Below are 23171 nucleotides of genomic sequence, written 5' to 3' on the forward strand. Positions count from 1 at the left end.
CGCCTCGTAAAGTGCCAATGAGATCGATCTCATTGGCGCTTAAAGTAGCGGCGAACTGTGACAGCAACATCGCGGATAAATGACAGCGGGATGACAGCAGCGCGAACTGCTGTCAGGCAGAAATCAGAGCATCAGGAAGGCGTAACCTTCGTTCTGCAGCGACGCCACGGTGGTGCCGCTCGACAGCGTGTGGGTGACGCGCGTATCGATCCAGTTGCGCTCCAGCTGATGGAAAGCCACCGACTGATCGCAAATGGTCACCTTCACGCCAGCTTTTTTCAACTCATCAATCAGCTTGAGATTGGGGTTATCGGTGCCGTAGGTTTTGCGGAATTGCTCATTATTCAACGCCGCAGGAACCGCATCGCTGTTAATCGAGACCACAAATTTCAGCTGATCGAGCGGTACGCCCGCCGCGTAATAGAGGTTGGTGACGCGTGCCACGCGCTCCAGCCCAAGGTTCGGCTGACGCACATCGCCTTCATTACGGTTGATCTGGAAGACGATTTTATTGCTCAACCCTGGCGTGGTGGCCGGATTGTAGTCCGGCACATTCACAAAGTGGATTTTGCCGTAACCTTCGATCGCCGGCGTGCTCCAGAAATCAGCCGGTTCACTTTTCTTGTCAGCAAATTTGTCGCTGACCTTGTCGACCAAATCGGGGAGCTGTAATACATTGCCGCCGACAAACCCTGCCAGAGCCGCAATAACGATATAGGATGCTGGACGCATTTCACTTCTCCTGTGCCTGAAATTTACATCTGTAAGAGTGCATAACCTTGATTTTCCAGCGTCGACACGGTGGTCGGGCTGGAGAGTGCATGAATCACCGATGGGTCAATCCACGCTCTCGGGAAGTGATGGAACGCCACCGACTGATCGCATACGGAAACCTTCACGCCCAACTTATTCAGTGCGCCGATCAGCGCCAGATTGGGGTTGTCCGCCTGGTAGAACTGCTGGAAATGCGCGTTATCCAGCATCGCTGGCGTGGCATCACCGGTGACCGATACCACAAAGTGCAGGTCGTCAGCGGGCACGCCCGAAGCGATATAGAGATTGACCACGCGCGCTACGCGCTCCAGTCCAAGATTTGGGCGCGTCATCTCCCCTTCACTGCGGGTAATTTGAAACACCACTTTGTTGCTTAAACCGACCACCGGTTTGAAAGCCGCATCCGGTTCGTAATGGATTTTGCCGTAGCCGTCGACGGCGGGCGTGCTCCAGAAGCCGTCGGGATCGGTGGGTGCAGAGGAAAAATGGCTGACAACACGCTGATACAGGTCATCACCTTTACTCACGGTGGCGCCAACAAAGCCACCGACAATTGCGATAAGGGCGTATGAAACTACAGAACGCATAAAAACTCTCCGGCTTACACTGCGCGTCAATTCACAGTCCGTTTGAATAAAGTGCCTTATCTATACCACAGCGTGAGCAAGGCAAAAGTCCTGTAGTGACGGGCTGTCCGGCGTTTTCATTGCGTGAAAAATAATTAGCAAGGTTAATTGAAAAAGGGTTTCGATTGTCGCTTTGGCAGGAGTTGAGAAATGCGTGGCCGTGAAATTGTGATCCTAATACAGAGGGAATAAGTTTACGTGCGTTTAAAATCCGTCCGATGATAACTGTGTAGAATGCTCTGTGCGTCGTCTTCACGATTAAAAACACTGATGGATAAAGCGGGCCAACACCGCTGATTTGCCGCCGCTTTTCAGAGTAAACCTGGAAAAGTTCATGCCAAATTCAATAATTTTGAGCAACTTTACGTAACTTTAACTTCTGCGGATAAAGAAGCCTGTTTAAATCGCGGCGTGCTATTCAATTTTTTGCTGCAATTTCGTCATGCTGTAACCCTTTTTTCATTTAAAGCTCATGAATCTTCATCGTTTGCTTGTCGCCGCAGTCTGGTTAAGATAGAGCGCGTTCCGCAAAGGGAAAAATAGTGCAGAACATTTGAACCACTTACCTTTCCAATTTTGGGTGACATTTACAGGATCAAGGCATGTTTAATCGGTTGAAAAAATCAGTGCTGGCGGCCCTTATTCCTACGCTGCTGCTGACGCCTGCGCTGAGTGCGCGCGCTGACGTTAGTGATACGCTGCCCGACATGGGCACCACAGCAGGTTCAACGCTTTCGATTAATCAGGAACTGCAGATGGGCGACTTCTACGTGCGCCAGCTGCGCGCCAGTGCGCCTCTGATCAACGACCCGCTGTTGAATCAATACATTAACGAGCTTGGTCAGCGACTGGTGGCGCATGCCAACTCGGTGCGCACGCCGTTCCACTTCTTTTTGATCCAGAACGACGAACTCAACGCCTTCGCCTTCTTTGGCGGCAACGTGGTGCTGCATTCATCGCTGTTCCGCTATACCGATAACGAAAGCCAGCTGGCGTCGGTGATGGCGCACGAAATCTCGCACGTCACGCAGCGCCATCTGGCGCGCGCCATGGAAGAGCAGCGACGCAATGCGCCGCTGACCTGGGTCGGCGCATTGGGCTCGATTCTGCTGGCAATGGCCAGCCCGCAAGCCGGCATGGCGGCATTGACCGGTACGCTGGCCGGTGCGCAGCAAGGCATTATCAGCTTTACCCAGGGCAACGAGCAGGAAGCCGACCGCATCGGTATTCAGGTGCTGCAACGCGCCGGATTCGATCCGCAAGCGATGCCGACTTTCTTGCAGAAGCTGGCGGATCAGAGCCGCTTCTCCTCCAAGCCGCCGGAAATTTTGCTGACGCACCCGTTACCCGACAGCCGACTTGCCGATGCGCGTAACCGCGCCAACCAGATGCGTCCGGTGGTGGTGCAGTCATCGCAGGATTTCTACATGGCGAAAGTGCGCTCGCTCGGCATGTACGCCACTGGCCGCAATCAGCTAACTGATGACCTGCTGAACGAATACGCCAAAGGCAACGTGCGCGAGCAGCAGGCGGCGCAGTACGGCAAAGCGATACAGTTCCTGCAGGCCAAAAGCTTTGATAGCGCCAAACGGGTGATCGCCCCGCTGCTGGCGAAACAGCCGGATAACGTCTGGTTCCTCGATATCATGACCGATATCGACATCGGCCTGAATCAGCCGCAGCAGGCGATCGCCATGCTGAGCAGCGCCAAAGGCAGCAGCAGCAATCCGGTATTGCAGTTGAATCTGGCTAATGCCTATGTCGAAGCAAAGCAGCCCGCCAACGCCAGCCGCATCCTCAATCGCTACACCTTTGCCCATCCAGACGATGTTAACGCCTTTGATCTGCTGGCGCAGGCCTCTGCGGCGCAGGGTTTGCGCGATGAAGAACTTTCGGCGCGCGCGGAAGGGTTGGCGCTCAACGGCCAGCTCGATCAGGCGATCTCCACCTTGAGCAGCGCCAGCGCGCAGGTGCCGCTCGGCAGCCTGAAACAAGCGCGCTATGACGCACGTATCGACCAGTTCCGTGAACTGCAAAAGCGTTTTAAGGTTTATCAAAAAGGATAAGAAGATGGTCAGCATTTATCACAACCCGCGCTGCAGCAAGAGCCGCGAAACGCTGGCGCTGTTGCAGGAGCGAGGTATCGAGCCCGATGTGGTGCTTTATCTTGAGACGCCGCCCGATGTCCCCACGCTAAAACGTCTGTTGAAACAGCTCGGCATGCACAGCGCGCGCGAACTGATGCGGCGTAAAGAGGATTTGTATCAAGAGTTGGCTTTAGCGGATAGCGCGTTAAGCGAGGCTCACCTGCTGCAGGCGATGGTGGATCATCCGAAACTGATTGAACGCCCGATTGTGATCAAGGGCGAACAGGCGCGTATTGGTCGTCCACCCGAAGCGGTGCTGGAGATTATCTAAAGCTCCAGCGCTTCTTTAACAAAAGGAATGGTGAGTTTGCGCTGGGCGCTGATGGAGGCGCGGTCGAGACGATCCAGCGTATCAAACAGCGTGCGCATCTCACGGTCGAGGCGTTTCAACAGGAAGCGCCCGACATCTTCCGGCAACTCAAAACCACGCAATCCGGCACGCAGCTGCATCGCCTGTAATTTGTCGTCATCCGATAGCGGCTGCAAACGGTAAATCTGTCCCCAGTCGAGACGTGAAGCCAGATCCGGTAAGCCGAGATTGAGCTGGCGCGGCGGTCGATCGCCGGTAATCAGCAAACGCGTTTTACCGATTTCCAGAATACGATTGTAGAGATCAAAGATCGCCATTTCCCACTCCGGATCGCCCGCGATGCACTCGATATTATCGATGCACACCAGCGCCAGATTCTCCATGCCTTCCAGGACTTCCGGCACAAACCAGGTGCGCTTATCCAGCGGCACATAGCCCACCGCTTCGCCGCGCGCCGAGAGTTCCGCACAGGCGGCATGCAGCAGATGACTGCGGCCACCGCCTTCGCGCGACCAGAAATAGAGATAGCTACCGTGTTGCTGAGAGAGTGCGCCTTGCAGCGCCGCCAGCAGAGACGTGTTTTCCCCCGGCCAGAAACTGGCGAAGGTTTCATCATCGGGTAAATAGAGTGGCAATGAGAGCTGTGCCGGCGTGTTCAGAAGTACCTCAACGGATGAGCGGGCAGAAAACCGCGCAAGTTTATCACGATCTTTGCCGGAGATGAACCGGGCTTCCCTGCCCGGCTTGCAGCCTTAACTTTCGCGCTTCTCTTCAGCGTCCAGCACCACCTCTTCCGGGCGCAATACGCTGATTAAACGGAAGATCAGCGCCAGGCTGACGCCTACAATAGTCGCCAACGCCATGCCTTTCAGCTCGGCCGCGCCGATATGCACTTTGGCACCGCTCACGCCGATGATCAGGATCACCGAGGTCAGGATCAGGTTCTGCGCTTTGTTGTAATCCACTTTCGACTCGATCAGCACACGAATACCGGACGCGCCAATTACGCCGTACAGCAGCAGCGATACGCCGCCCATCACCGGCACAGGAACCGCCTGAATCGCCGCCGCCAGCTTGCCGACGCACGAAAGCAGAATGGCAAAGATCGCCGCGCCGCCAATTACCCAGGTGCTGTACACGCGGGTAATCGCCATTACACCGATATTCTCACCGTAAGTGGTGTTCGGCGTGGAGCCGAAGAAACCGGAGATCATGGTGGATAAACCGTTAGCGAACATTGAGCGGTGCAGACCCGGATCGCGGATCAGATCTTTCTTCACGATATTCGCGGTGACCACCAAGTGACCCACGTGCTCGGCAATCACCACCAGTGCGGCTGGCAGAATGGTCAGCATCGCCACCCATTCAAAACGCGGCGTGTAGAAGGTTGGCAGCGCAAACCACGGCGCATTTTCCACCGCGGTCCAGTCCACAATGCCCATCGCGTAAGAGAGCGCATAGCCGACCAACACGCCGACTAAAATCGGGATGATGGCGAGGAAACCACGGAACAGCACCGAACCAAACACGGTCACCGCCAGCGTCACCATCGAGATGATCACGGTTTTGCTGTCTGGCGATGTGCCGTCAGCAGGCAGCAGGCCGGCCATATTCGCCGCCACGCCCGCCAGTTCCAGACCGATAACCGCGACAATCGCGCCCATCGCTGCCGGTGGGAACATCACGTCCAGCCAGCCGGTACCGGCTTTCTTGACGATCAGCGCCACCATACAGAACAGCAAACCGCAGAGAATAAAGCCGCCCAGCGCCACTTCATAACCCAACGGCAATAGCAGCAGCACCGGCGAAATAAAGGCAAAGCTCGATCCGAGATAAGCGGGGATTTTGCCTTTACAGATAAACAGATAGAGCAGCGTTCCGACGCCGTTAAACAGCAACACCGTGGCCGGGTTGATGTGGAACAGAATCGGCACCAGCACGGTTGCGCCGAACATGGCGAACAGATGCTGTAAGCTGAGTGGAATGGTTTGCAACAGTGGCGGACGTTCGCCCACACCAATAGCACGACGAGTCATTATTATCCCCTATCCTCTTCGTTCTTCGAGCCATGGCTGCGTTGGCTCGAATAACTCGAGGATGACAATGTTGTGTTTTTGCCAAAAAAAAGCCGACTCTCTGGCCGGCTGGTTTCTTTTATTTGGTTCCGAAAATCTTGTCCCCGGCATCGCCGAGTCCAGGAATGATGTAGCCCTTCTCGTTCAATCCCTGATCGATAGATGCGGTGTAAAGCTCCACATCCGGATGCGCTTTCTCCAGCGCGGCAATACCTTCAGGTGCGGCCACCAGCACCAGCACTTTAATGCTGGTACAACCGGCTTTTTTCAGCAGATCGATGGTGGCGATCATCGAACCGCCGGTTGCCAGCATCGGGTCGACCACCAGCGCCAGGCGCTCTTCGATGTTCGAAACCAGCTTCTGGAAATAAGGAACCGGCTCCAGCGTCTCTTCATCACGATACACGCCCACCACGCTGATGCGCGCGCTGGGAACGTGCTCAAGCACGCCTTCCATCATGCCAAGACCCGCACGCAGAATCGGAACCACGGTGATTTTTTTACCTTTGATCTGATCGATTTCAACCGGACCATTCCAGCCTTCGATGGTGACACGCTCGGTTTCCAGATCGGCGGTGGCTTCATAGGTCAGCAAGCTGCCCACTTCCGAGGCTAGCTCGCGGAAACGCTTGGTGCTGATATCATGCTCACGCATCAGGCCCAGTTTATGTTTGACCAGCGGGTGTTTGACTTCCACGATCTTCATGATTGTTCTCCCGGAATTGAGTTGAGCTAAAAAAAAATCGCCGGATTATACCGCCTTTTCGCTGCTGCGCCACTTGTCATCGGTCAATAGCCTGCGTCATCTAAGGATTGGCGAAAATCTGAGGCGATGCAAAGGCAGCATGAGATGGGACTCGCAAACGTTTGCCTGCGCTGTTAGAATTGCCGCGCTTAATTTTTGCCACCAACCGCAACTCGCGTGGGGATTCCGCAGTGACCGACAAAACCTCTCTCAGCTACAAAGACGCCGGTGTTGATATCGATGCTGGTAACGATCTGGTTGACCGTATTAAAGGCGTAGTGAAAAAAACCCGCCGCCCGGAAGTCATGGGTGGATTGGGCGGATTCGGCGCGCTCTGTGCGCTGCCGCAGAAGTACCGCGAGCCGGTGCTGGTCTCCGGAACCGATGGCGTCGGCACCAAGCTGCGTCTGGCGATGGATCTCAAACGCCACGACAGCATCGGCATTGATCTGGTCGCGATGTGTGTTAACGATCTGATTGTTCAGGGTGCTGAGCCGCTGTTCTTCCTCGATTATTACGCGACCGGCAAGCTGGATGTGGATACCGCGTCATCGGTGATCACCGGCATCGCCGAAGGTTGCTTGCAGTCGGGTTGTGCGCTGGTCGGCGGTGAAACCGCTGAAATGCCGGGCATGTACCACGGCGAAGATTACGACGTGGCGGGTTTCTGCGTCGGCGTGGTGGAAAAATCAGAGATCATTGACGGTTCGAAAGTGCAGGACGGCGACGTGCTGATCGCGTTGGGTTCCAGCGGTCCACACTCGAACGGTTATTCACTGGTGCGCAAGATTCTTGAAGTCAGCCAGACCGATCCGGCCACCAAACAGCTGGATGGCAAATCACTGGCCGATCACCTGCTGGCGCCAACCCGCATCTATGTGAAAAACATCCTTAGCCTGATCGAACAGGTTGATGTGCATGCGATTTCGCATCTGACCGGCGGCGGCTTCTGGGAAAACATCCCGCGCGTGTTGCCAGATAACACCCAGGCGGTGCTGGAAGAGAGCAGCTGGCAGTGGCCGTCTGTGTTCAGCTGGTTGCAGCAGGCGGGCAACGTCAGCCGTCACGAAATGTACCGCACCTTTAACTGCGGCGTGGGCATGGTGATTGCGCTGAGCCCGGCGGAAGCCGATAAAGCGGTACAGCTGATGACCGACGCGGGCGAAAAAGCGTGGAAAATCGGTGTGATTAAAGCATCTGATTCCGAAGAGCGTGTGGTTATCAATCCATGAAAAAACTGGTTGTACTGATCTCCGGCAACGGAAGCAATCTTCAGTCCATCCTCGACGCCTGCGCAAGCGGGCGTATCAACGGCAGCGTCGCTGCCGTTTTCAGTAATAAAGCCAGCGCGTTTGGTTTAACGCGCGCGCGGGAAGCCAATGTCCCGTCACTTGCGTTAGCCGCCAGTGATTTTGCCGACCGCGAAGCCTTTGATCGCCAGCTGATGCAGGAGATTGATGCTTACGCGCCGGATCTGGTGGTGCTGGCCGGTTATATGCGCATCCTCAGCAGCGCTTTTGTCGCGCACTATCACGATCGTCTGGTGAATATTCATCCGTCGCTGTTGCCAAAATATCCGGGCTTACACACGCATCGTCAGGCGCTGGAAAACGGCGACGAGGAGCATGGCACCTCAGTGCATTTTGTCACTGACGAGCTGGATGGCGGACCCATTATTTTGCAAGCGCGTGTGCCGGTGTTTGCTGGCGATAGCGAAGACGAGATCAGCGCGCGCGTGCAGCATCAGGAACACGCGATCTATCCGCTGGTGATCAGCTGGTTTGTTGATGGGCGTTTGCAGATGCGTGAAGGTAGAGCATGGCTGGATGGTCAGTTATTACCGACGCAAGGCTATGCTCACGATTGAATGTTATGCATATTCCGAAGCGGCGCGATTTATCGCGCATTTCGATGGCAACATCGTGCCCATCCGGGCATTGCGCAATAAATTGCGCCGCTACAAATCGCAGACTTTTTTAACCAAATCTTCCCGTAATATAATCTTCGGTTCGCCGCGCTTTCGGTGAGGTGAAGATTCTGTCGGTTTCGTCAAACTCTACCAACTGACCGTTGTGCATAAACGCGGTGTAATCCGACACGCGTGCCGCCTGCTGCATATTGTGCGTCACCAGCACCAGCGTGAAATGCTGCTTCAGCGTGGTCATCAACTCCTCGATCACCAGCGTTGAGATCGGATCAAGTGCCGAAGTGGGCTCATCCAGCAGTAACACTTCCGGCTCGATGGCAATGGCGCGCGCAATCACCAAACGCTGCTGCTGGCCGTTAGAGAGCGTTAACGCGTTCTGCCCCAGCTGATCTTTCACTTCGCCCCACAACGCCGCCGCGCGCAGCGCACGCTCACAGGCTTCATTCAGCACGCGACGATCGCGCACGCCCTGCAAGCGCAGGCCGTAAACCACGTTTTCGTAGATCGATTTAGGAAACGGATTCGGCCGCTGGAACACCATGCCAATGCGGCGACGCAGCGCGGGAAGATCCTGATTCGCCTGCATCACCACGTAATCACCGAGCAGAATCTCACCTTCAATGCGACAGCGATCGATCACATCATTCATGCGATTGAAACAGCGCAGCAGCGTCGATTTGCCACAGCCGGAAGGACCAATCAACGCCGTGATGCGGTTCTTCGGAATCTGCAGATCAATGTTATTCAGCGCCTGGCGTTCGCCATACCACAGCGACAGCTGATTAACGCTAAGGGCAATGTCGTAATCGGGCGTCATCAGAAACCTTTTTAGTGCGTCATAATCCGGTAACGCTCACGCAGCCGATGGCGCAACGCCATCGCCAGCAGATTGAGCGACAGGATGATCACCACCAGCAGCAAAGCGGTGGCGTAAACCAGCGGTCGATCAGCATCGATGTTGGGGCTCTGGAACGCCAAATCGTAGATCTGAAAACCGAGGTGCATGAATTTGCGATCGAGGTGCAGATAAGGGAATACCGCATCAACCGGCAGCTCAGGCACCATCTTCACCACGCCCACCAGCATCAGCGGCGCGGTTTCTCCAGCCGCACGCGCCACCGCCAGAATCAAGCCGGTGAGCATGGCCGGTACCGCCAGCGGCAGCACCACGCGCCACAGCGTTTCCGCCTGCGTTGCGCCCAGCGCAAGCGATCCCTGACGCAGATTATCCGGAATGCGCGACAATCCCTCTTCGGTGGCAACGATCACCACCGGCAGCGTCAGCAGCGCCAGCGTCAGCGCGGCCCACAGCAATCCCGGCGTACCAAAAGTCGGATTGGGTAAGGCGCTGGAGAAAAACAGCTGGTCGAGGGTGCCGCCAATCAGCCAGACAAAGAAACCGAGGCCAAACACGCCGTAGACAATTGACGGCACGCCCGCAAGATTCACCACCGCGATGCGCACCAGCCGCGTCAACGCATTGCGTCCGGCGTATTCGTGCAGCCATACCGCCGCGATGACGCCGAGCGGCATGACGATGATCGACATCAACAGCACCATCAGCACGGTGCCAAAAATTGCCGGAAACGCCCCGCTCTCGCCGCCACCGGAAGTCGGTGAATCGCTGACGAATTGCCAAATCTGACCGAAGAAGTGCAGCGTTTTGTTGGTTAAGGTCATGGCATTCGGATACCACGCATCCACCACCTGCGCCAATGGGATGGTGTGATCCACGCCGTTCACATCGCGCAGCACCAGCGTATCGCGCTGACTTTCGTGCTGCAGATGAGTTAACTGCTGCGCCAGCGCGTTAAAGCGGCGCTGTAACGCCGTGCGATTGGCATCAAACTCAGACTGCACTTCCAGGCTGAAGCGGCCGTTACGCTGCTGCTCATCGGCCTGCTGCTGCAAGCTTTCCAGCTGTGCATTAAGGCGCGCCATCTCAATGCGGCGGATGTTACTCGCCTGGCGCAACTGCTCATGTACCTGCTGCAAACGCTGATGCAGCAAGGCATCGCGGCTTTGAGCGGTCATGACTTCGTTATCCTGGCGCAGCTCCACCAGCCAACCATAGGCGTTGCCGCCGTTGCGGCGCTGCAGCACCAACACATCAGCAGGACGACGGGTTTTCGCCTCGCCCTGACTGTAGAGCACGCGGAAATCCGGCGCGGCAAAGTCACGGTTGCCGGTTTTCACCACATAGCGCCACTGTTCGCCCTGCTGCTGCTTTTGCAAGGTTTCACCCAGCACCATCACCGGGCTGCCTTGCGGCGGCTGGAACTGATATTGATCGACCGGCTGCGGCCAGAAGGCACGCACGCCCTGCCAGCCGAGCAAACCAATCAGCAAGGTAAACGCCAGCAGGCAAACCGCGACGGCGCCGGCGGTGAGCCAGCGCCAGCGATCGTTTTGTTTTATCGCCGTCATCCGTGGCCCTCATGCTGGCTGTAGCGTTGGCGCAAGCGCTGACGAATCAACTCGGCGATGGTGTTGATCACCAAGGTGAAGATCAACAGCAACAACGCACTGAGGAACAGAATGCGGTAATGCGCGCTGCCCGCTGCGGCTTCGGGCATCTCAATGGCAATGTTGGCGGAGAGTGCACGCAGGCCAGCAAATAAGCCGCCTTCGCTAACCGGCGTGTTGCCGGTGGCCATCAGCACAATCATCGTCTCGCCGACGGCGCGGCCAAAGCCAATCATCAAGGCGGCGAAGATGCCCGCGGAGGCACCCGGCAGCACCACACGCGTCAGGGTTTGCCACGGCGTGGCGCCCAGCGCCAGCGAGCCCTGCCCGAGCGCGCCCGGCACGCTGAACAGCGCATCTTCCGATAGGGTGAAAATCAGCGGCACCAGTGCAAAACCCATCGCCAGCGCAGCAACTAATAAGTTGCGCTGTTCGTAATGCGCTAAACGCTCGCCAATCTCCGGCCAGAACAGCGTCGGCAGCCACAGCGTCAGCAAGGTCACCACTAACAGTAGTGGCAGCAGCAGAATCACTTCAAAACCAGGACGTCGCCAGCTGGCCGGCAAACGCGGACTCAGCACGCCGCACAATAATAAGGTCGCGGCCAACACCGGCGGCAGCAGCAGCACGCCAACCAGCGCGGTGCTGATGTGCGGCGCCAGCCACACGCCAGCGATTAAACCAATCACCACGCTGGGCAGCGCGCCCATCATTTCGATCGCCGGTTTAACCCAGCGACGTAAACCCGGCGACATAAACCACGCGGTGTACATCGCGGCGGCCAGCGCCAGCGGCGTGGCAAACAGCAGCGCCAGACTGGCGGCTTTCAGCGTGCCCAGTACCAGCGGCATCAGGCTGAACTTGGCTTGATAGGTGTCGCCCGCCGCGGTGGATTGCCATACCCAATCGGCCTGCGGATAGTTTTCGTACCAGATTTTTTGCCACAGGTTGCGCCAGGTGAAGTCCGGCCACGGGTTATCCAGCGCAAACTGTTGCCATTCCCCGGCGCGTTCAATGATCAAGGCATCACCGTGCGGCGCGAAGGCCAGCGCCTGAATGCCCGGTGCCAGCTGACGCGTTAAAATCGCGCCCTGCTGCTTGCTGGCAAATAGCTGAACCTTGCCCTGCGCATCGTAAGTGGCAAACACGCGGCGCTGCGGCTCCGGCGTTATTCCGCGTACCTGCTGGCTACCGTTGAAGGTGTGAATCTGTTGTAAGCGCGGCCCATTATCACTGGCGATAGCGAACCATTGCTGTACGCCCTGCGCATCCTGAATCAGCAAGGTGCGTCCACCGGCCAGCATATGCAGGCTTTGCGGCGGCAGATTGAGGGTTTGCGTTTCACGTAACTGTGCGCCATCAGATGTGATTTGCCACACGCGCAGCAAACGCCCGCTGCTGGCGTAGAGCAAAGAGCCATCCGGCGACAGCAGCAGATGATCGGCCTGCTGCTGTGGTAACAGAATCTGATTCACTTTTTGCTGATTTTCCAGCGTCAGCAGGCTGATGCCATCTGCGGTTTGCGCCGCGATCAACCATTGATGGTCGTTGAGCGACGTCAGCGCCATATTACTGACCGGGCCTTGCGGTAAGCGCAGCGGACGATCGCCGAGCGGGAAGCCCCATTCGCCGCTGCCGTTGCGGATAACCGGTTGCATTAACAGCAGTTCGCCCTGCATATTGAGCAGCACGCTGCGGTTGTCAAAGCTTGCGATCGCCGCATCGGGTTTGCCATTCAGCGCCAGTGCGGGAGCGGCAGGTTGACCATCAAGCGGAATAAAGCGCGCTTCGTTGCGGCTAATGCGCCAGCCCAAATGGCCGTCGCTGCCCATCGCCAGCATTGGGGTTTTGTCCCACAGCTGAATATTGGTGGTGGCATGCATCCCCGGCGCGCTAAACAGCGGCAACACCACCCAGATCAACCAGAAGAACAGCAGTAACATCAGCAGCAAAATTCCCACGCCGCAAGCTGTGACGACGCGGCGCACTAAATTATCAGTGGCGCGTCGACGACGGTCGCTAAAGTGGACGGGAATACGATTTATGCTCATGCAGGCCAGGTTACCGATGGAAACAAGTCGCTATGTTGCCCGTAGCTGATTGATAAGACAACCTTTGACGTTGGACAAGCCTGCCATACTCTCGCCATAATGGTGACGGACACTGAGCGGTAACGCATTTTTGCGTCTTTTCCGCCGGACATTCCGTCCAGCATCAGCATCTCGGAGTCAGAATGGGTCAGGATAAGCTGTATATAGAAAAAGAATTAAGCTGGTTAAGCTTCAATGAACGTGTGTTACAGGAAGCCTCGGATAAAAGTAATCCGCTGATTGAACGCATGCGCTTCCTCGGGATTTACTCCAATAACCTCGAAGAGTTCTATAAAGTGCGCTTTGCCGATCTCAAGCGGCGAATTCTGATCAGCGAAGAGCAAGGCAAACCGACCTCGTTGCGGCATCTGTTGAAGAAAATTCAGCTGCGGGTGCAGAAATCGGATCAGGAGTTTGATGCGCTCTATAACGATCTGCTGCTGGAAATGGCGCGTAATCAGATCTTCCTGATTAACGAACGTCAACTGTCACCGAATCAGCAAGAGTGGCTGCGCTACTACTTCAAACATCAATTACGCCAGCACGTTACGCCGATTCTGATTAACCATGACACCGATCTGATCGAATTCCTGAAAGACGATTACACCTATCTGGCGGTGGAGATCATTCGCGGCGACGATATTCGTTATGCGCTGCTGGAGATCCCGTCGGATAAAGTGCCGCGCTTTATAAACTTGCCGGCTGAGTCGCCACGTCGGCGCAAGCCAATGATTCTGCTGGATAACATCCTGCGCTATTGCCTCGATGAAATTTTCAAAGGCTTCTTCGATTACGATACGCTGAACGCCTATTCGATGAAGATGACGCGCGACGCCGAATACGATCTGGTTACAGAGATGGAATCGAGCCTGCTGGAGCTGATGTCGTCGAGCCTGAAGCAGCGTCTCAATGCCGAGCCGGTCCGTTTTGTTTATCAGCGCGATATGCCGGATGCGATGGTGGAAATGCTGCGCCATAAGCTGTCGATTTCGAACTACGATTCGATTGTGCCCGGCGGCCGCTACCATAACTTCAAAGATTTCATCGGCTTCCCGAACGTTGGTAAAAGCAATCTGGAAAACCGTCCGCTGCCGCAGATTCGCCACATCGGCTTTGACGGCTTCCGCAACGGTTTCGACGCCATCCGCAATCGCGATGTGCTGCTCTACTATCCGTATCACACCTTTGAGCATGTGCTGGAACTGCTGCGTCAGGCCTCGTTCGACCCGAACGTGCTGGCAATTAAGATCAATATTTACCGCGTAGCGAAAAACTCGCGCATCATGGATGCGATGATTCACGCCGCCTATAACGGTAAGAAAGTCACGGTGGTGGTGGAACTGCAGGCGCGCTTCGATGAAGAGGCCAACATCCGCTGGGCGAAACGCCTGACCGAAGCGGGCGTGCATGTGATCTTCTCCGCGCCGGGTCTGAAAATTCACGCCAAGCTGTTCCTGATTTCGCGCCGTGAAGGCGAAGAAGTGGTGCGTTATGCGCATATCGGTACCGGGAACTTCAACGAAAAAACCGCGCGCATTTATACTGACTATTCATTGCTGACCGCCGATGCGCGCATCACCAATGAAGTGCGTCGCGTGTTCAACTTCATTGAGAATCCGTATCGTCCGGTCACCTTCGAGCATTTGCTGGTGTCACCGCAGAACTCGCGTGACGTGCTGTATAAGTTCATTGATGCCGAGATCGCCAACGCGCAGCAAGGCAATCCTGCTGGCATTACGTTGAAGATCAACAACCTGGTGGATAATGGTTTAGTTGATCGACTTTACGCCGCCTCGTCGGCAGGCGTGAAAGTGAATCTGCTGGTGCGCGGCATGTGTTCGCTGATTCCTGATTTACCGGGCATCAGTGAAAATATTCGCATTACCAGCATCGTTGACCGCTATCTCGAACACGACCGCGTCTATATTTTTGAGAACGGCGGCGAGAAAAAGGTGTTCCTCTCTTCCGCGGACTGGATGACGCGTAACATAGACCACCGCATTGAAGTAGCCGTGGCGATTCTTGATCCCCGCGTGAAGCAGCGCATATTGGACATCATCGCCATTCTGTTTAGTGATACGGTGAAAGCCCGCATCGTCGATAAAGAGCTGAGTAATCGTTATGTGCCGCGCGGCAACCGTAAAAAGGTGCGTTCGCAGCTGGCCATTTATGACTACATCAAGAAACTGGAACAACCCGAATAACGCCTATGCCAATCTCACATAAAAGTACGCCGAAACCTCAGGAATTCGCGGCAATCGACCTCGGCTCGAACAGCTTCCATATGGTCATTGCCCGCGTGGTGGATGGCGCTTTGCAAGTGCTGGGACGCCTGAAACAGCGCGTGCATCTGGCCGATGGGCTGGATGCGCACAATCGCCTGAGCGAAGAAGCGATTGAGCGCGGGCTGAGCTGTCTGGCGTTGTTCGCCGAACGTTTGCAGGGCTTCAGTTCCGCCAACGTGACGATCGTCGGCACGCACACGCTGCGTATCGCCAGCAATGCGGAAGAGTTTCTGCAGCGCGCGGCCGAGGTGATTCCCTATCCGATCGAAGTGATCTCCGGCAACGAAGAAGCGCGTCTGATTTTTATGGGCGTGGAGCACACGCAGCCGGAAAAAGGTCGCAAGCTGGTGATCGATATCGGCGGCGGCTCCACCGAACTGGTGATTGGGGAAGACTTTGAGCCGCAGCTGGTAGAGAGCCGCCGCATGGGCTGCGTCAGCTTCGCCAATCTCTTCTTCCCCAAAGGCGAAATCACGCCAGAAAACTTCCGCCGTGCGCGCCTCTCCGCTGCGCAAAAGCTGGAAACCATGGCGTGGCAATATCGTCTGCACGGCTGGCAATATGCGCTGGGCGCGTCGGGTTCCATTAAAGCGGCCTGCGAAGTGCTGCTGGCGATGGGCGAAAAAGAGAAGCTGATTACGCCAGAGACGCTGGAGTTGCTGACCAGCGAAGTGCTGAAGCATAAGTCGTTTAATGCGCTGAGCCTGCCGGGCTTGTCGGAAGAGCGTAAAGCGGTGTTTGTGCCGGGCTTAGCGATTTTGTGTGGCGTGTTTGATGCGTTAGCGATTCGCGAGCTGCGTCTCTCTGACGGCGCACTGCGTGAAGGCGTGTTGTATGAGATGGAAGGCCGTTTCCGTCATCAGGACATTCGCAGCCGCACCGCGCAAAGTCTGGCAAATCACTATGCGATTGATAGCGATCAGGCGCGCCGTGTGCTGGAAACCACCGAGAAGCTCTATTTGCAGTGGCAGGAGCAGAATCCCAAGCAAGCCAATCCACAACTGTCGGCGCTGCTGAAATGGGCCGCGCTGCTGCATGAAGTGGGATTGACCATCAATCACAGCGGCATGCAGCGCCATTCGGCTTACATCCTGCAGAACTCCAACATGCCGGGCTTTAATCAGGATCAACAGATGCTGTTGGCCACGCTGGTACGTTATCACCGCAAAGCGGTGAAGCAGGATGAGATGCCGCGTTTCACCTTGTTTAAAAAGAAACAGTTTCTGCCGATGGTATTCCTGTTGCGTCTTGGCACGCTGCTGAATAATCAGCGCCAGGCGACCACCAAACCGGATTCGCTCAAGCTCAGCACCGACGACGGCCACTGGACGCTGACCTTCCCTGCCGGCTTCCTGAGCCAGAATACGTTGGTGCAGCTGGATCTGGAGCGCGAGCAAGCTTACTGGAATGATGTCACCGGCTGGAAACTAATGCTGGAAGAAGAGGAGTAATGCGGGCAACTGGCCCGCAATCTGGTTATGACTACACGCCCCGATAACTATTACGCTGAAAAATACGGTCTCACGCCGACCCATTCTGAAGTGCTGGCGGCCCTGCCTCATCTTGAAGTAGGGAAAGCACTGGATTTGGGCTGCGGCCAGGGCCGCAATAGTCTGTTTCTCAATCAGCATGGCTTTGACGTGACGGCCTGGGACAGCAATCCCGCCAGTCTGGAGCGCCTGAACAGCATCATTGCGGAAGAGAATCTACAGAACATTCACACCGAGCTGTGCGATCTCAATAGCGTGCGCTTCAACGGCAGTTATCAGTTTGTGCTGTCGACCGTGGTGATGATGTTCCTGCAGCCGGCAACCATTCCGCAGCTGATTGCCGATATGCAGGCCAGCACGCGTAAATATGGCTACAACCTGATTGTGGCGGCGATGGATACCGATGATTATCCCAATACGCAAAACTTCCCGTTTGCGTTTAAATCCGGTGAACTCAGCCACTATTACCGCAACTGGCATATTGTGAAATACAACGAAGAGGTCGGTGAGCTGCATCGTCGTGATGAAAACGGTAACCGCATTAAAACCCGTTTCGCCACGCTGCTGGCGCAGAAAGCCAGTTACTGAATTCACGGCCGCTTTGTGCGGCCGTTAGATTGTCTGATGTCGATCAGTGCGCTGAACCTTTTTTGCTCATTTTTCACACAGCGATTGCTTTAGCGATCTAAGTGTGACTAAATATTGCCTCCGCCCCATCGGGCAATTACAGGAACCACCCCGCGTGAACAGCGCTATCTCTGCACGAAGACGTCCCAAAACTGGCACCATGACCCGCATTGTTTTACTGGTCAGCTTCTTAATTTTGTTTGGCCGCCTGCTTTTCATCATTCCCGGTGCCATCGAGCATCATCAGCAAAAGAAAGCCATCCCTGAACCGGTCACGCTGAGCACCAGTGATTCGCGCTAAATAATTTGCGGGTCGGCTGTCGCTGCTAAACATTGTCCTTTGAGACAATGCTGCTTTTTACGTCCTGTTACCCGCAACGCGCTACACTGTGAGCTGACTTTACAGACACAAGGAACGCGTTATGTCTGCTTCGCATTCACAAAAATTAGCTGAAACCCGTCATCACATTCTCAACCTGCTGCTCAACGAGCACGATCTGGTTGATGTTCTGCTGGATAAATCCGTCGATCTGAATGCCGCCGAACTGCGTGATATCACCGACTGGCGTCATGAATTAGAGCGTGAGCTGCAGCAATTGCACGCCGCGGATTTGGCCGACATCCTCGAAGCCTTGCCGGAAGAAGAGCGTCAGGCGCTGTGGCGTTTAGTGCCGACGGCGCAGCGCGGTCACGTCCTGGTTGAGGCTTCAGAAACCGTTTGGGCCAGCCTGACGGAAGAAATGTCTGATCGCGATATTCTGCACGCCATCGAGCCGCTGGATATCGACGATCAGGTATATCTGGCGCGCTACCTGCCGCGCGATTTAACCGGACGACTGCTCACCACCCTCGAACCTAGCCTGCGCGCGCGACTGATGAGCGTGATCGAGCTGGATCGCGATCGCGTCGGGCAGATCATGGATTTCAATATCCTGACGGTGCGCTCTGACGTGACCTTAGCCACGGTGCAGCGCTATCTGCGTAAAGGCAAAAAAATGCCTAACGGCACCGATAAGATCTTTATCACCGACGAACAAAATCAACTGGTAGGTGAGTTAACGCTCACTGATATTCTGCTCAACAAACCGAAGATGCTGGTCGCAGAAGTGATGAATTCGCATCCCACCACGTTTCAGCTCAACGATAAAGCGGAAGACGCCGCCAGCGCGTTTGAACGTTATAACCTGATCTCCGCTGCGGTCACCGATGCTCAAGGCAAACTGATTGGCCGTATCACCATTGAAGACGTGGTCGATTTGGTGAACGAAGAGAACGAAAGCAACATCCGTAAAATGGGGGGTATCAGCCAGGGCGAAGACGTGTTTGCGCCGGTGCGCAAAGCGGTGGGTAAACGCTGGGCCTGGCTGGCGGTTAACCTGTGTACCGCATTTGTCGCTTCGCGCGTGATTGGCCTGTTTGAAGCCACCATATCGCAGCTGGTTGCGCTGGCGGCGCTGATGCCAATCGTCGCCGGCATCGGCGGCAACACCGGCAATCAAACCATTACCATGATTGTGCGTGCGCTGGCGCTGCATCAGGTTGAACCGGGTAACTTCTCGTTCCTGATCATGCGTGAACTCGGCGTGGCATTGATTAACGGCCTGTTCTGGGGCGGCATTATGGGCGGCGTCACCTGGCTGATGTACGACAACCTGCAACTCGGCGGCGTGATGATGCTGGCGATGGTGCTGAACCTGCTGCTGGCCGCGCTGATGGGCGTGCTGATTCCGTTAATCATGACCAAAATGAAACGCGATCCCGCCGTTGGCTCTAGCGTGCTGATCACCGCGATCACCGATACCGGCGGATTCTTTATCTTCCTTGGTCTGGCGACGATATTTTTGCTGCATCATTAAGGCTTTAAACAGTGTGCGTAACGTTGCAGCATCTGCTGTAAATTGAGTTGCAACGTTGCGCGCGCCAGTTCACTCAGTGCTGGATTGACCCGCGTTGAACCACGCTGATTTAACCACTCCAGCACATCGATTAAATGCCATATGGCTGTTTTTCCATCATGAATCGGACGCGGAAACTGCGGGCTATGGCTGAGCATCAGCTTGCGCATGTTCTGCCGCGAAACTCCTATCAACTCTGCGATATCCGTCAGCCCGACTAAATCTGGCGCGGCTTCAATCAGTTCCGCATCTGGCAATGCCTGAAAAACATCCTCCAACGCGCTGCGCACCGCGTCCTGTGCAGTGCTGGCTTCGCGGCAGAACGTCATGCTTAATTTTCCCGCCACCCCCGCGCCAATTAACGCATCAGTGCAGCCTTGCGAACCGAGCCGTTCGATCACTTCATCGATGTCGATCTCATCATTGAGCTGAAAACGCAGCGTAAACTCAAATTCCATGTTTCACTCCTCGTCACTTAACCCGCTGAGGGTTTTCACTGCAGTTGTCCACCACGCGCCGTAACAGTTTGGCATGGGTTTCAGGATTTTTTGGCGTACTCCAGATGCAGGTAATGCAGTAATCCCCACATCGACACTCTGTCGAATTATCTGGGCAGTACATCTTGCCCCACGCATGGTGACCGCCAACTGCAATCTTCCAACCTCTCGCTTCTGCATATCGCAAAGCTCCTTCGACCGCTTTATGCGGATGCCGCTTCCTCTATGACATCGCTGGCTACCTTATGCTCACCGCAATAAGTTGTCAACTGACAACCGCGAAGTGTTTCGGTACTATTTCAGCGGCGAATGCTGCAGAAAATAACCAGAACGGTCTCAACGCGCTTTGATTCAGTTTTGTGCTGGAAGACAGCGCACAAAATCAAGCGCACAGCGCCTGAAGTGCATATAGACTCTGTTGTTATCACTGACCTGAAGGAGAAGAAGCATGTTTAACGTGGATGATTTTGTGCAGTCTAAGACCGGTGGCCCAAAGATGCAGGTGCTGCGCGTGGAAGGCGATATGCTGTGGTGCGCTCGCGTTGACGATCACATCAAGCGTGAAATTGAAGTCAGAGCCGATAGCGTGAATCTGTATCACGAAGACGGCGATTTCGGCGTCTGTTAAAAAAATGGCCCCAAATCGGGGCCATTTTTAGGGATTGTCTCGCTGCACATTATTCTGACCGATGCCGCCGATAAACGGCAGACGCAGCCTGAATGGTGTGAAATCCAGCCCCATGTTTAATCCCAGCAGATTCACTTCCAGCCCCTCTTCCGCTCCAACCGTCACACCCAACACACCCAGCAGGGAAAGCTGCACGCCGCGACCTGACGGCGGTAAACCTACCGGATTAAGCAGCGAGCGATAATCTTTGCCGAGCGCGTTAGCCGGTAGATCCAACTTCAACGCCGGAACCTCGCGGCCAATATGTGCCATAAAAGTATTGCTGTTGGGTCCCGGCCAGGCGTGATACGTGGTCGGCCAGGGATAGGATTTAATGGCCGCTTCGATCTGCGGAATCATCGCTTCTGCGCTACTGCCGCGATGGTCAACCAGCAGACGCGGCTTCGCACCGTACCAGTAACCATCAGGAAGATTGCTATTACGACGCACTTTATCGCCGCTGCCCCAGCTAATCACTTCGTAACGGTTATAGCGGGTTTCACCGGCGCGTTTGAAGATAATCCACGGATGTACCGCCACCGCGCCCTTCCAGCCATAAGTCGGCGCAGCATAAACCTGCACGATAGCTTCTGCCGCATAACGCTGCGGATCCGGTGCGATACCGGCCGAATCGCGCCTTGCGGATGCCCAGCCACCGCGTTCAGAGGTGAGCTCACCGCTTCGCGTTGCCTGCGCCAAGCTCGCGCCTAAGGAAAGCAAGATGATGCAAAGAAAAGAGATCAGTACGGCTTTAAAAGGCAACATCGACGGCATCCTGATGAGTAAAAATCAACCGCTATCTTGCATCGAAACGGTGGGATTTGTATTCACGAACTATGCGATACATTTAGCCGCATGATTTGCCATCAGAAGGTTTGAAAAAAAAGCCCGCAATTAAGCGGGCTTCGTTTTTACGCAGTGATCAAAGCAGGATTTATTCCCACTCAATCGTCGCAGGTGGTTTACCTGAAATATCATAAACCACGCGGGAAATGCCGTTAACTTCGTTGATGATGCGGTTAGAGACGCGGCCGAGGAAATCGTACGGCAGGTGCGCCCAGTGCGCTGTCATGAAGTCGATGGTTTCCACCGCACGCAGTGAAACTACCCAATCATATTTACGACCATCGCCCATCACGCCAACAGAACGTACTGGCAGGAACACGGTGAACGCCTGGCTGACTTTGTTGTACAGGTCAGCTTTATGCAGCTCTTCGATGAAGATGGCGTCTGCACGGCGCAGCAGGTCGCAGTACTCTTTCTTCACTTCGCCCAGCACGCGCACGCCCAAACCTGGACCTGGGAACGGATGACGATACAGCATGTCGTACGGCAGGCCGAGTTCCAGACCGATTTTACGCACTTCGTCTTTGAACAGCTCTTTCAGCGGCTCAACCAGGCCCATCTTCATCTCTTTCGGCAAACCGCCCACGTTGTGGTGCGATTTGATCACGTGCGCTTTACCGGTGGCAGAAGCCGCCGATTCGATCACGTCAGGATAGATGGTGCCTTGTGCCAGCCACTTCACGTCTTCCAGACGCAGCGCCTGCTCGTCAAACACCTCTACGAATACGCGGCCGATGATTTTACGTTTGGCTTCGGGATCGTTCTCGCCCGCCAGCGCATCAAGGAAGCGCGCTTCTGCCGCAACGTGCACGATGTTCAGACCGAAGTGGTCACCGAACATTTCCAGCACCTGCTCAGCTTCATTCAGACGCAGCAGGCCGTTATCCACGAACACGCAGGTCAGACGCTCGCCGATGGCGCGATGCAGCAGCATCGCGGTCACAGAAGAGTCCACGCCGCCAGACAGACCGAGAATCACTTTGTCATCGCCAACCTGCTGACGAATACGCTCAACCGCATCTTCGATGATTTTGGCTGGTGTCCACAGCGCTTCACAGCCGCAGATGTCACGAATGAAACGCTCAAGCATGCGCAGGCCCTGACGCGTGTGCGTCACTTCCGGGTGGAACTGCACGCCGTAGAATTTCTTCTCTTCGTTAGCCATGATGGCAAACGGACAGGTTTCGGTGCTGGCAACGGTTTCGAAACCGGCTGGGATGGCGGTGACTTTGTCGCCGTGGCTCATCCAAACGTCCAGCAGCGGTTTACCTGCTGCGCTAATCGCATCTTCGATGTCACGCACCAGCGCGCTCTGAGTCAGCACTTCAACCTGCGCATAACCAAATTCGCGCTCGTTAGAGCCCTCAACCTTGCCGCCCAACTGCATCGCCATGGTCTGCATGCCGTAGCAGACGCCCAACACTGGCACACCCGCGTTAAACACGTATTCCGGCGCACGCGGGCTGTTCAGCTCGGTGGTGCTCTCCGGACCGCCAGAGAGAATGATGCCGTTCGGGTTAAACTGGCGAATTTGCTCTTCGGTGACATCCCACGCCCAGAGTTCGCAGTAGACACCCAGCTCGCGCACGCGGCGCGCAACCAGCTGCGTATACTGAGAACCAAAATCGAGGATCAAAATGCGATGTTTATGAATATTTTCAGTCGTCATTGAGGCGTTTCCATTGGGATGGACTTAATAATAAA

Annotated in this window: 22 protein-coding genes; 11 read left to right on the top strand and 11 right to left on the bottom strand. The window is 55.4% G+C overall.

Annotation, left to right across the window (positions count from 1 at the left end):
- Positions 1 to 123: 123 nt before the first annotated feature.
- Both ACVLVH_RS08555 and ACVLVH_RS08560 read right to left on the bottom strand, forming a co-directional pair.
- Positions 124 to 732: a DsrE family protein gene (locus tag ACVLVH_RS08555; RefSeq protein WP_101763515.1), complete on the bottom strand. Its 609-nt coding sequence runs from the start codon at positions 730 to 732 to the stop codon at positions 124 to 126.
- Positions 733 to 755: 23 nt separating this feature from the next.
- Positions 756 to 1361 carry a DsrE family protein gene (locus tag ACVLVH_RS08560; protein ID WP_192411400.1) on the bottom strand — a complete coding sequence of 202 codons (606 nt, stop codon included), beginning with the start codon at positions 1359 to 1361 and terminating at the stop codon, positions 756 to 758.
- Between the two features lie 641 nt (positions 1362 to 2002).
- On the opposite strand from ACVLVH_RS08560, the gene bepA reads away from it, so the two are divergent.
- A complete protein-coding gene (gene bepA, locus ACVLVH_RS08565; protein ID WP_192233031.1) occupies positions 2003 to 3466 on the top strand; it encodes a beta-barrel assembly-enhancing protease in 1464 nt (487 codons plus the stop codon).
- Between the two features lie 4 nt (positions 3467 to 3470).
- Positions 3471 to 3818, top strand: a complete 348-nt coding sequence (arsC, locus tag ACVLVH_RS08570; protein ID WP_192411399.1) for an arsenate reductase (glutaredoxin) — start codon at positions 3471 to 3473, stop codon at positions 3816 to 3818.
- Here the strand turns inward: arsC and hda are convergent.
- From hda to upp, 3 genes are all read right to left on the bottom strand, one after another.
- Positions 3815 to 4516, bottom strand: a complete 702-nt coding sequence (gene hda / locus ACVLVH_RS08575; protein ID WP_036649513.1) for a DnaA inactivator Hda — start codon at positions 4514 to 4516, stop codon at positions 3815 to 3817. The two genes, arsC and hda, sit on opposite strands and share 4 nt — an antisense overlap.
- Positions 4517 to 4609: 93 nt before the next feature.
- Complete coding sequence (gene uraA / locus ACVLVH_RS08580; RefSeq protein WP_280171958.1) at positions 4610 to 5893, bottom strand: uracil permease; 1284 nt, start codon at positions 5891 to 5893, stop codon at positions 4610 to 4612.
- Between the two features lie 118 nt (positions 5894 to 6011).
- Positions 6012 to 6638, bottom strand: coding sequence for a uracil phosphoribosyltransferase (upp, locus tag ACVLVH_RS08585; protein ID WP_008108331.1), 627 nt, complete (start codon positions 6636 to 6638; stop codon positions 6012 to 6014).
- 230 nt (positions 6639 to 6868) lie between these two features.
- Here upp and purM point away from each other — a divergent pair, with 230 nt between their 5' ends.
- Both purM and purN read left to right on the top strand, forming a co-directional pair.
- Positions 6869 to 7909 (top strand): phosphoribosylformylglycinamidine cyclo-ligase, encoded by a 1041-nt coding sequence (purM, locus tag ACVLVH_RS08590; RefSeq protein ID WP_008108330.1) that lies wholly within the window; start codon positions 6869 to 6871, stop codon positions 7907 to 7909.
- Complete coding sequence (gene purN / locus ACVLVH_RS08595) at positions 7906 to 8544, top strand: phosphoribosylglycinamide formyltransferase (protein ID WP_312464213.1); 639 nt, start codon at positions 7906 to 7908, stop codon at positions 8542 to 8544. The genes purM and purN overlap by 4 nt, the downstream gene beginning before the upstream one ends.
- A 109-nt stretch (positions 8545 to 8653) precedes the next feature.
- On the opposite strand, the gene pstB is transcribed toward purN, so the two are convergent.
- Genes pstB through ACVLVH_RS08610 form a run of 3 tightly spaced genes read right to left on the bottom strand, consistent with a single transcriptional unit; the run spans position 8654 to position 13121 of the window.
- The gene (gene pstB, locus ACVLVH_RS08600; RefSeq protein WP_312464214.1) at positions 8654 to 9421 is read right to left on the bottom strand and encodes a phosphate ABC transporter ATP-binding protein PstB; all 768 of its coding nucleotides are present in this window, start codon (positions 9419 to 9421) and stop codon (positions 8654 to 8656) included.
- An 11-nt stretch (positions 9422 to 9432) separates the two neighbouring features.
- Complete coding sequence (gene pstA, locus ACVLVH_RS08605; RefSeq protein ID WP_312464215.1) at positions 9433 to 11031, bottom strand: phosphate ABC transporter permease PstA; 1599 nt, start codon at positions 11029 to 11031, stop codon at positions 9433 to 9435.
- Positions 11028 to 13121: an ABC transporter permease subunit gene (locus tag ACVLVH_RS08610; RefSeq protein ID WP_498949200.1), complete on the bottom strand. Its 2094-nt coding sequence runs from the start codon at positions 13119 to 13121 to the stop codon at positions 11028 to 11030. The genes pstA and ACVLVH_RS08610 overlap by 4 nt, the downstream gene beginning before the upstream one ends.
- Positions 13122 to 13303: 182 nt before the next feature.
- Between ACVLVH_RS08610 and ppk1 the strand changes: the two genes are divergently transcribed.
- The 5 genes from ppk1 (at position 13304) to mgtE (ending at position 19418) form a co-directional block, all read left to right on the top strand.
- A complete protein-coding gene (ppk1, locus tag ACVLVH_RS08615) occupies positions 13304 to 15364 on the top strand; it encodes a polyphosphate kinase 1 (RefSeq protein WP_101763506.1) in 2061 nt (686 codons plus the stop codon).
- A gap of 5 nt (positions 15365 to 15369) precedes the next feature.
- Complete coding sequence (gene ppx, locus ACVLVH_RS08620) at positions 15370 to 16896, top strand: exopolyphosphatase (protein WP_101763505.1); 1527 nt, start codon at positions 15370 to 15372, stop codon at positions 16894 to 16896.
- A gap of 21 nt (positions 16897 to 16917) precedes the next feature.
- Entirely contained in the window at positions 16918 to 17523 is a 606-nt protein-coding gene (tehB, locus tag ACVLVH_RS08625) for a tellurite resistance methyltransferase TehB (protein ID WP_137386274.1), read from the top strand.
- Positions 17524 to 17677: 154 nt separating this feature from the next.
- Complete coding sequence (locus ACVLVH_RS08630) at positions 17678 to 17863, top strand: YfgG family protein (RefSeq protein WP_110866478.1); 186 nt, start codon at positions 17678 to 17680, stop codon at positions 17861 to 17863.
- Positions 17864 to 17984: 121 nt separating this feature from the next.
- Positions 17985 to 19418 carry a magnesium transporter gene (gene mgtE, locus ACVLVH_RS08635; protein WP_192411395.1) on the top strand — a complete coding sequence of 478 codons (1434 nt, stop codon included), beginning with the start codon at positions 17985 to 17987 and terminating at the stop codon, positions 19416 to 19418.
- Here the strand turns inward: mgtE and ACVLVH_RS08640 are convergent.
- Positions 19415 to 19915, bottom strand: a complete 501-nt coding sequence (locus ACVLVH_RS08640) for a helix-turn-helix transcriptional regulator (RefSeq protein WP_192411394.1) — start codon at positions 19913 to 19915, stop codon at positions 19415 to 19417. The genes mgtE and ACVLVH_RS08640 overlap by 4 nt on opposite strands.
- A gap of 487 nt (positions 19916 to 20402) precedes the next feature.
- Here ACVLVH_RS08640 and ACVLVH_RS08645 point away from each other — a divergent pair, with 487 nt between their 5' ends.
- Positions 20403 to 20582 (top strand): GDFGVC terminal motif YodC-like protein, encoded by a 180-nt coding sequence (locus ACVLVH_RS08645; protein WP_101763499.1) that lies wholly within the window; start codon positions 20403 to 20405, stop codon positions 20580 to 20582.
- 27 nt (positions 20583 to 20609) lie between these two features.
- Here ACVLVH_RS08645 and ACVLVH_RS08650 read toward each other — a convergent pair whose 3' ends face one another.
- Entirely contained in the window at positions 20610 to 21386 is a 777-nt protein-coding gene (locus ACVLVH_RS08650; RefSeq protein ID WP_008108318.1) for a DUF3750 domain-containing protein, read from the bottom strand.
- Here ACVLVH_RS08650 and ACVLVH_RS08655 point away from each other — a divergent pair.
- Complete coding sequence (locus tag ACVLVH_RS08655) at positions 21343 to 21480, top strand: hypothetical protein (RefSeq protein WP_192411982.1); 138 nt, start codon at positions 21343 to 21345, stop codon at positions 21478 to 21480. The two genes, ACVLVH_RS08650 and ACVLVH_RS08655, sit on opposite strands and share 44 nt — an antisense overlap.
- Before the next feature lie 75 nt (positions 21481 to 21555).
- Here ACVLVH_RS08655 and guaA read toward each other — a convergent pair whose 3' ends face one another.
- Entirely contained in the window at positions 21556 to 23136 is a 1581-nt protein-coding gene (guaA, locus tag ACVLVH_RS08660; protein WP_101763498.1) for a glutamine-hydrolyzing GMP synthase, read from the bottom strand.
- Positions 23137 to 23171 lie beyond the last annotated feature (35 nt).

It is taken from the genome of Kluyvera sp. 1366, assembly GCF_054823405.1.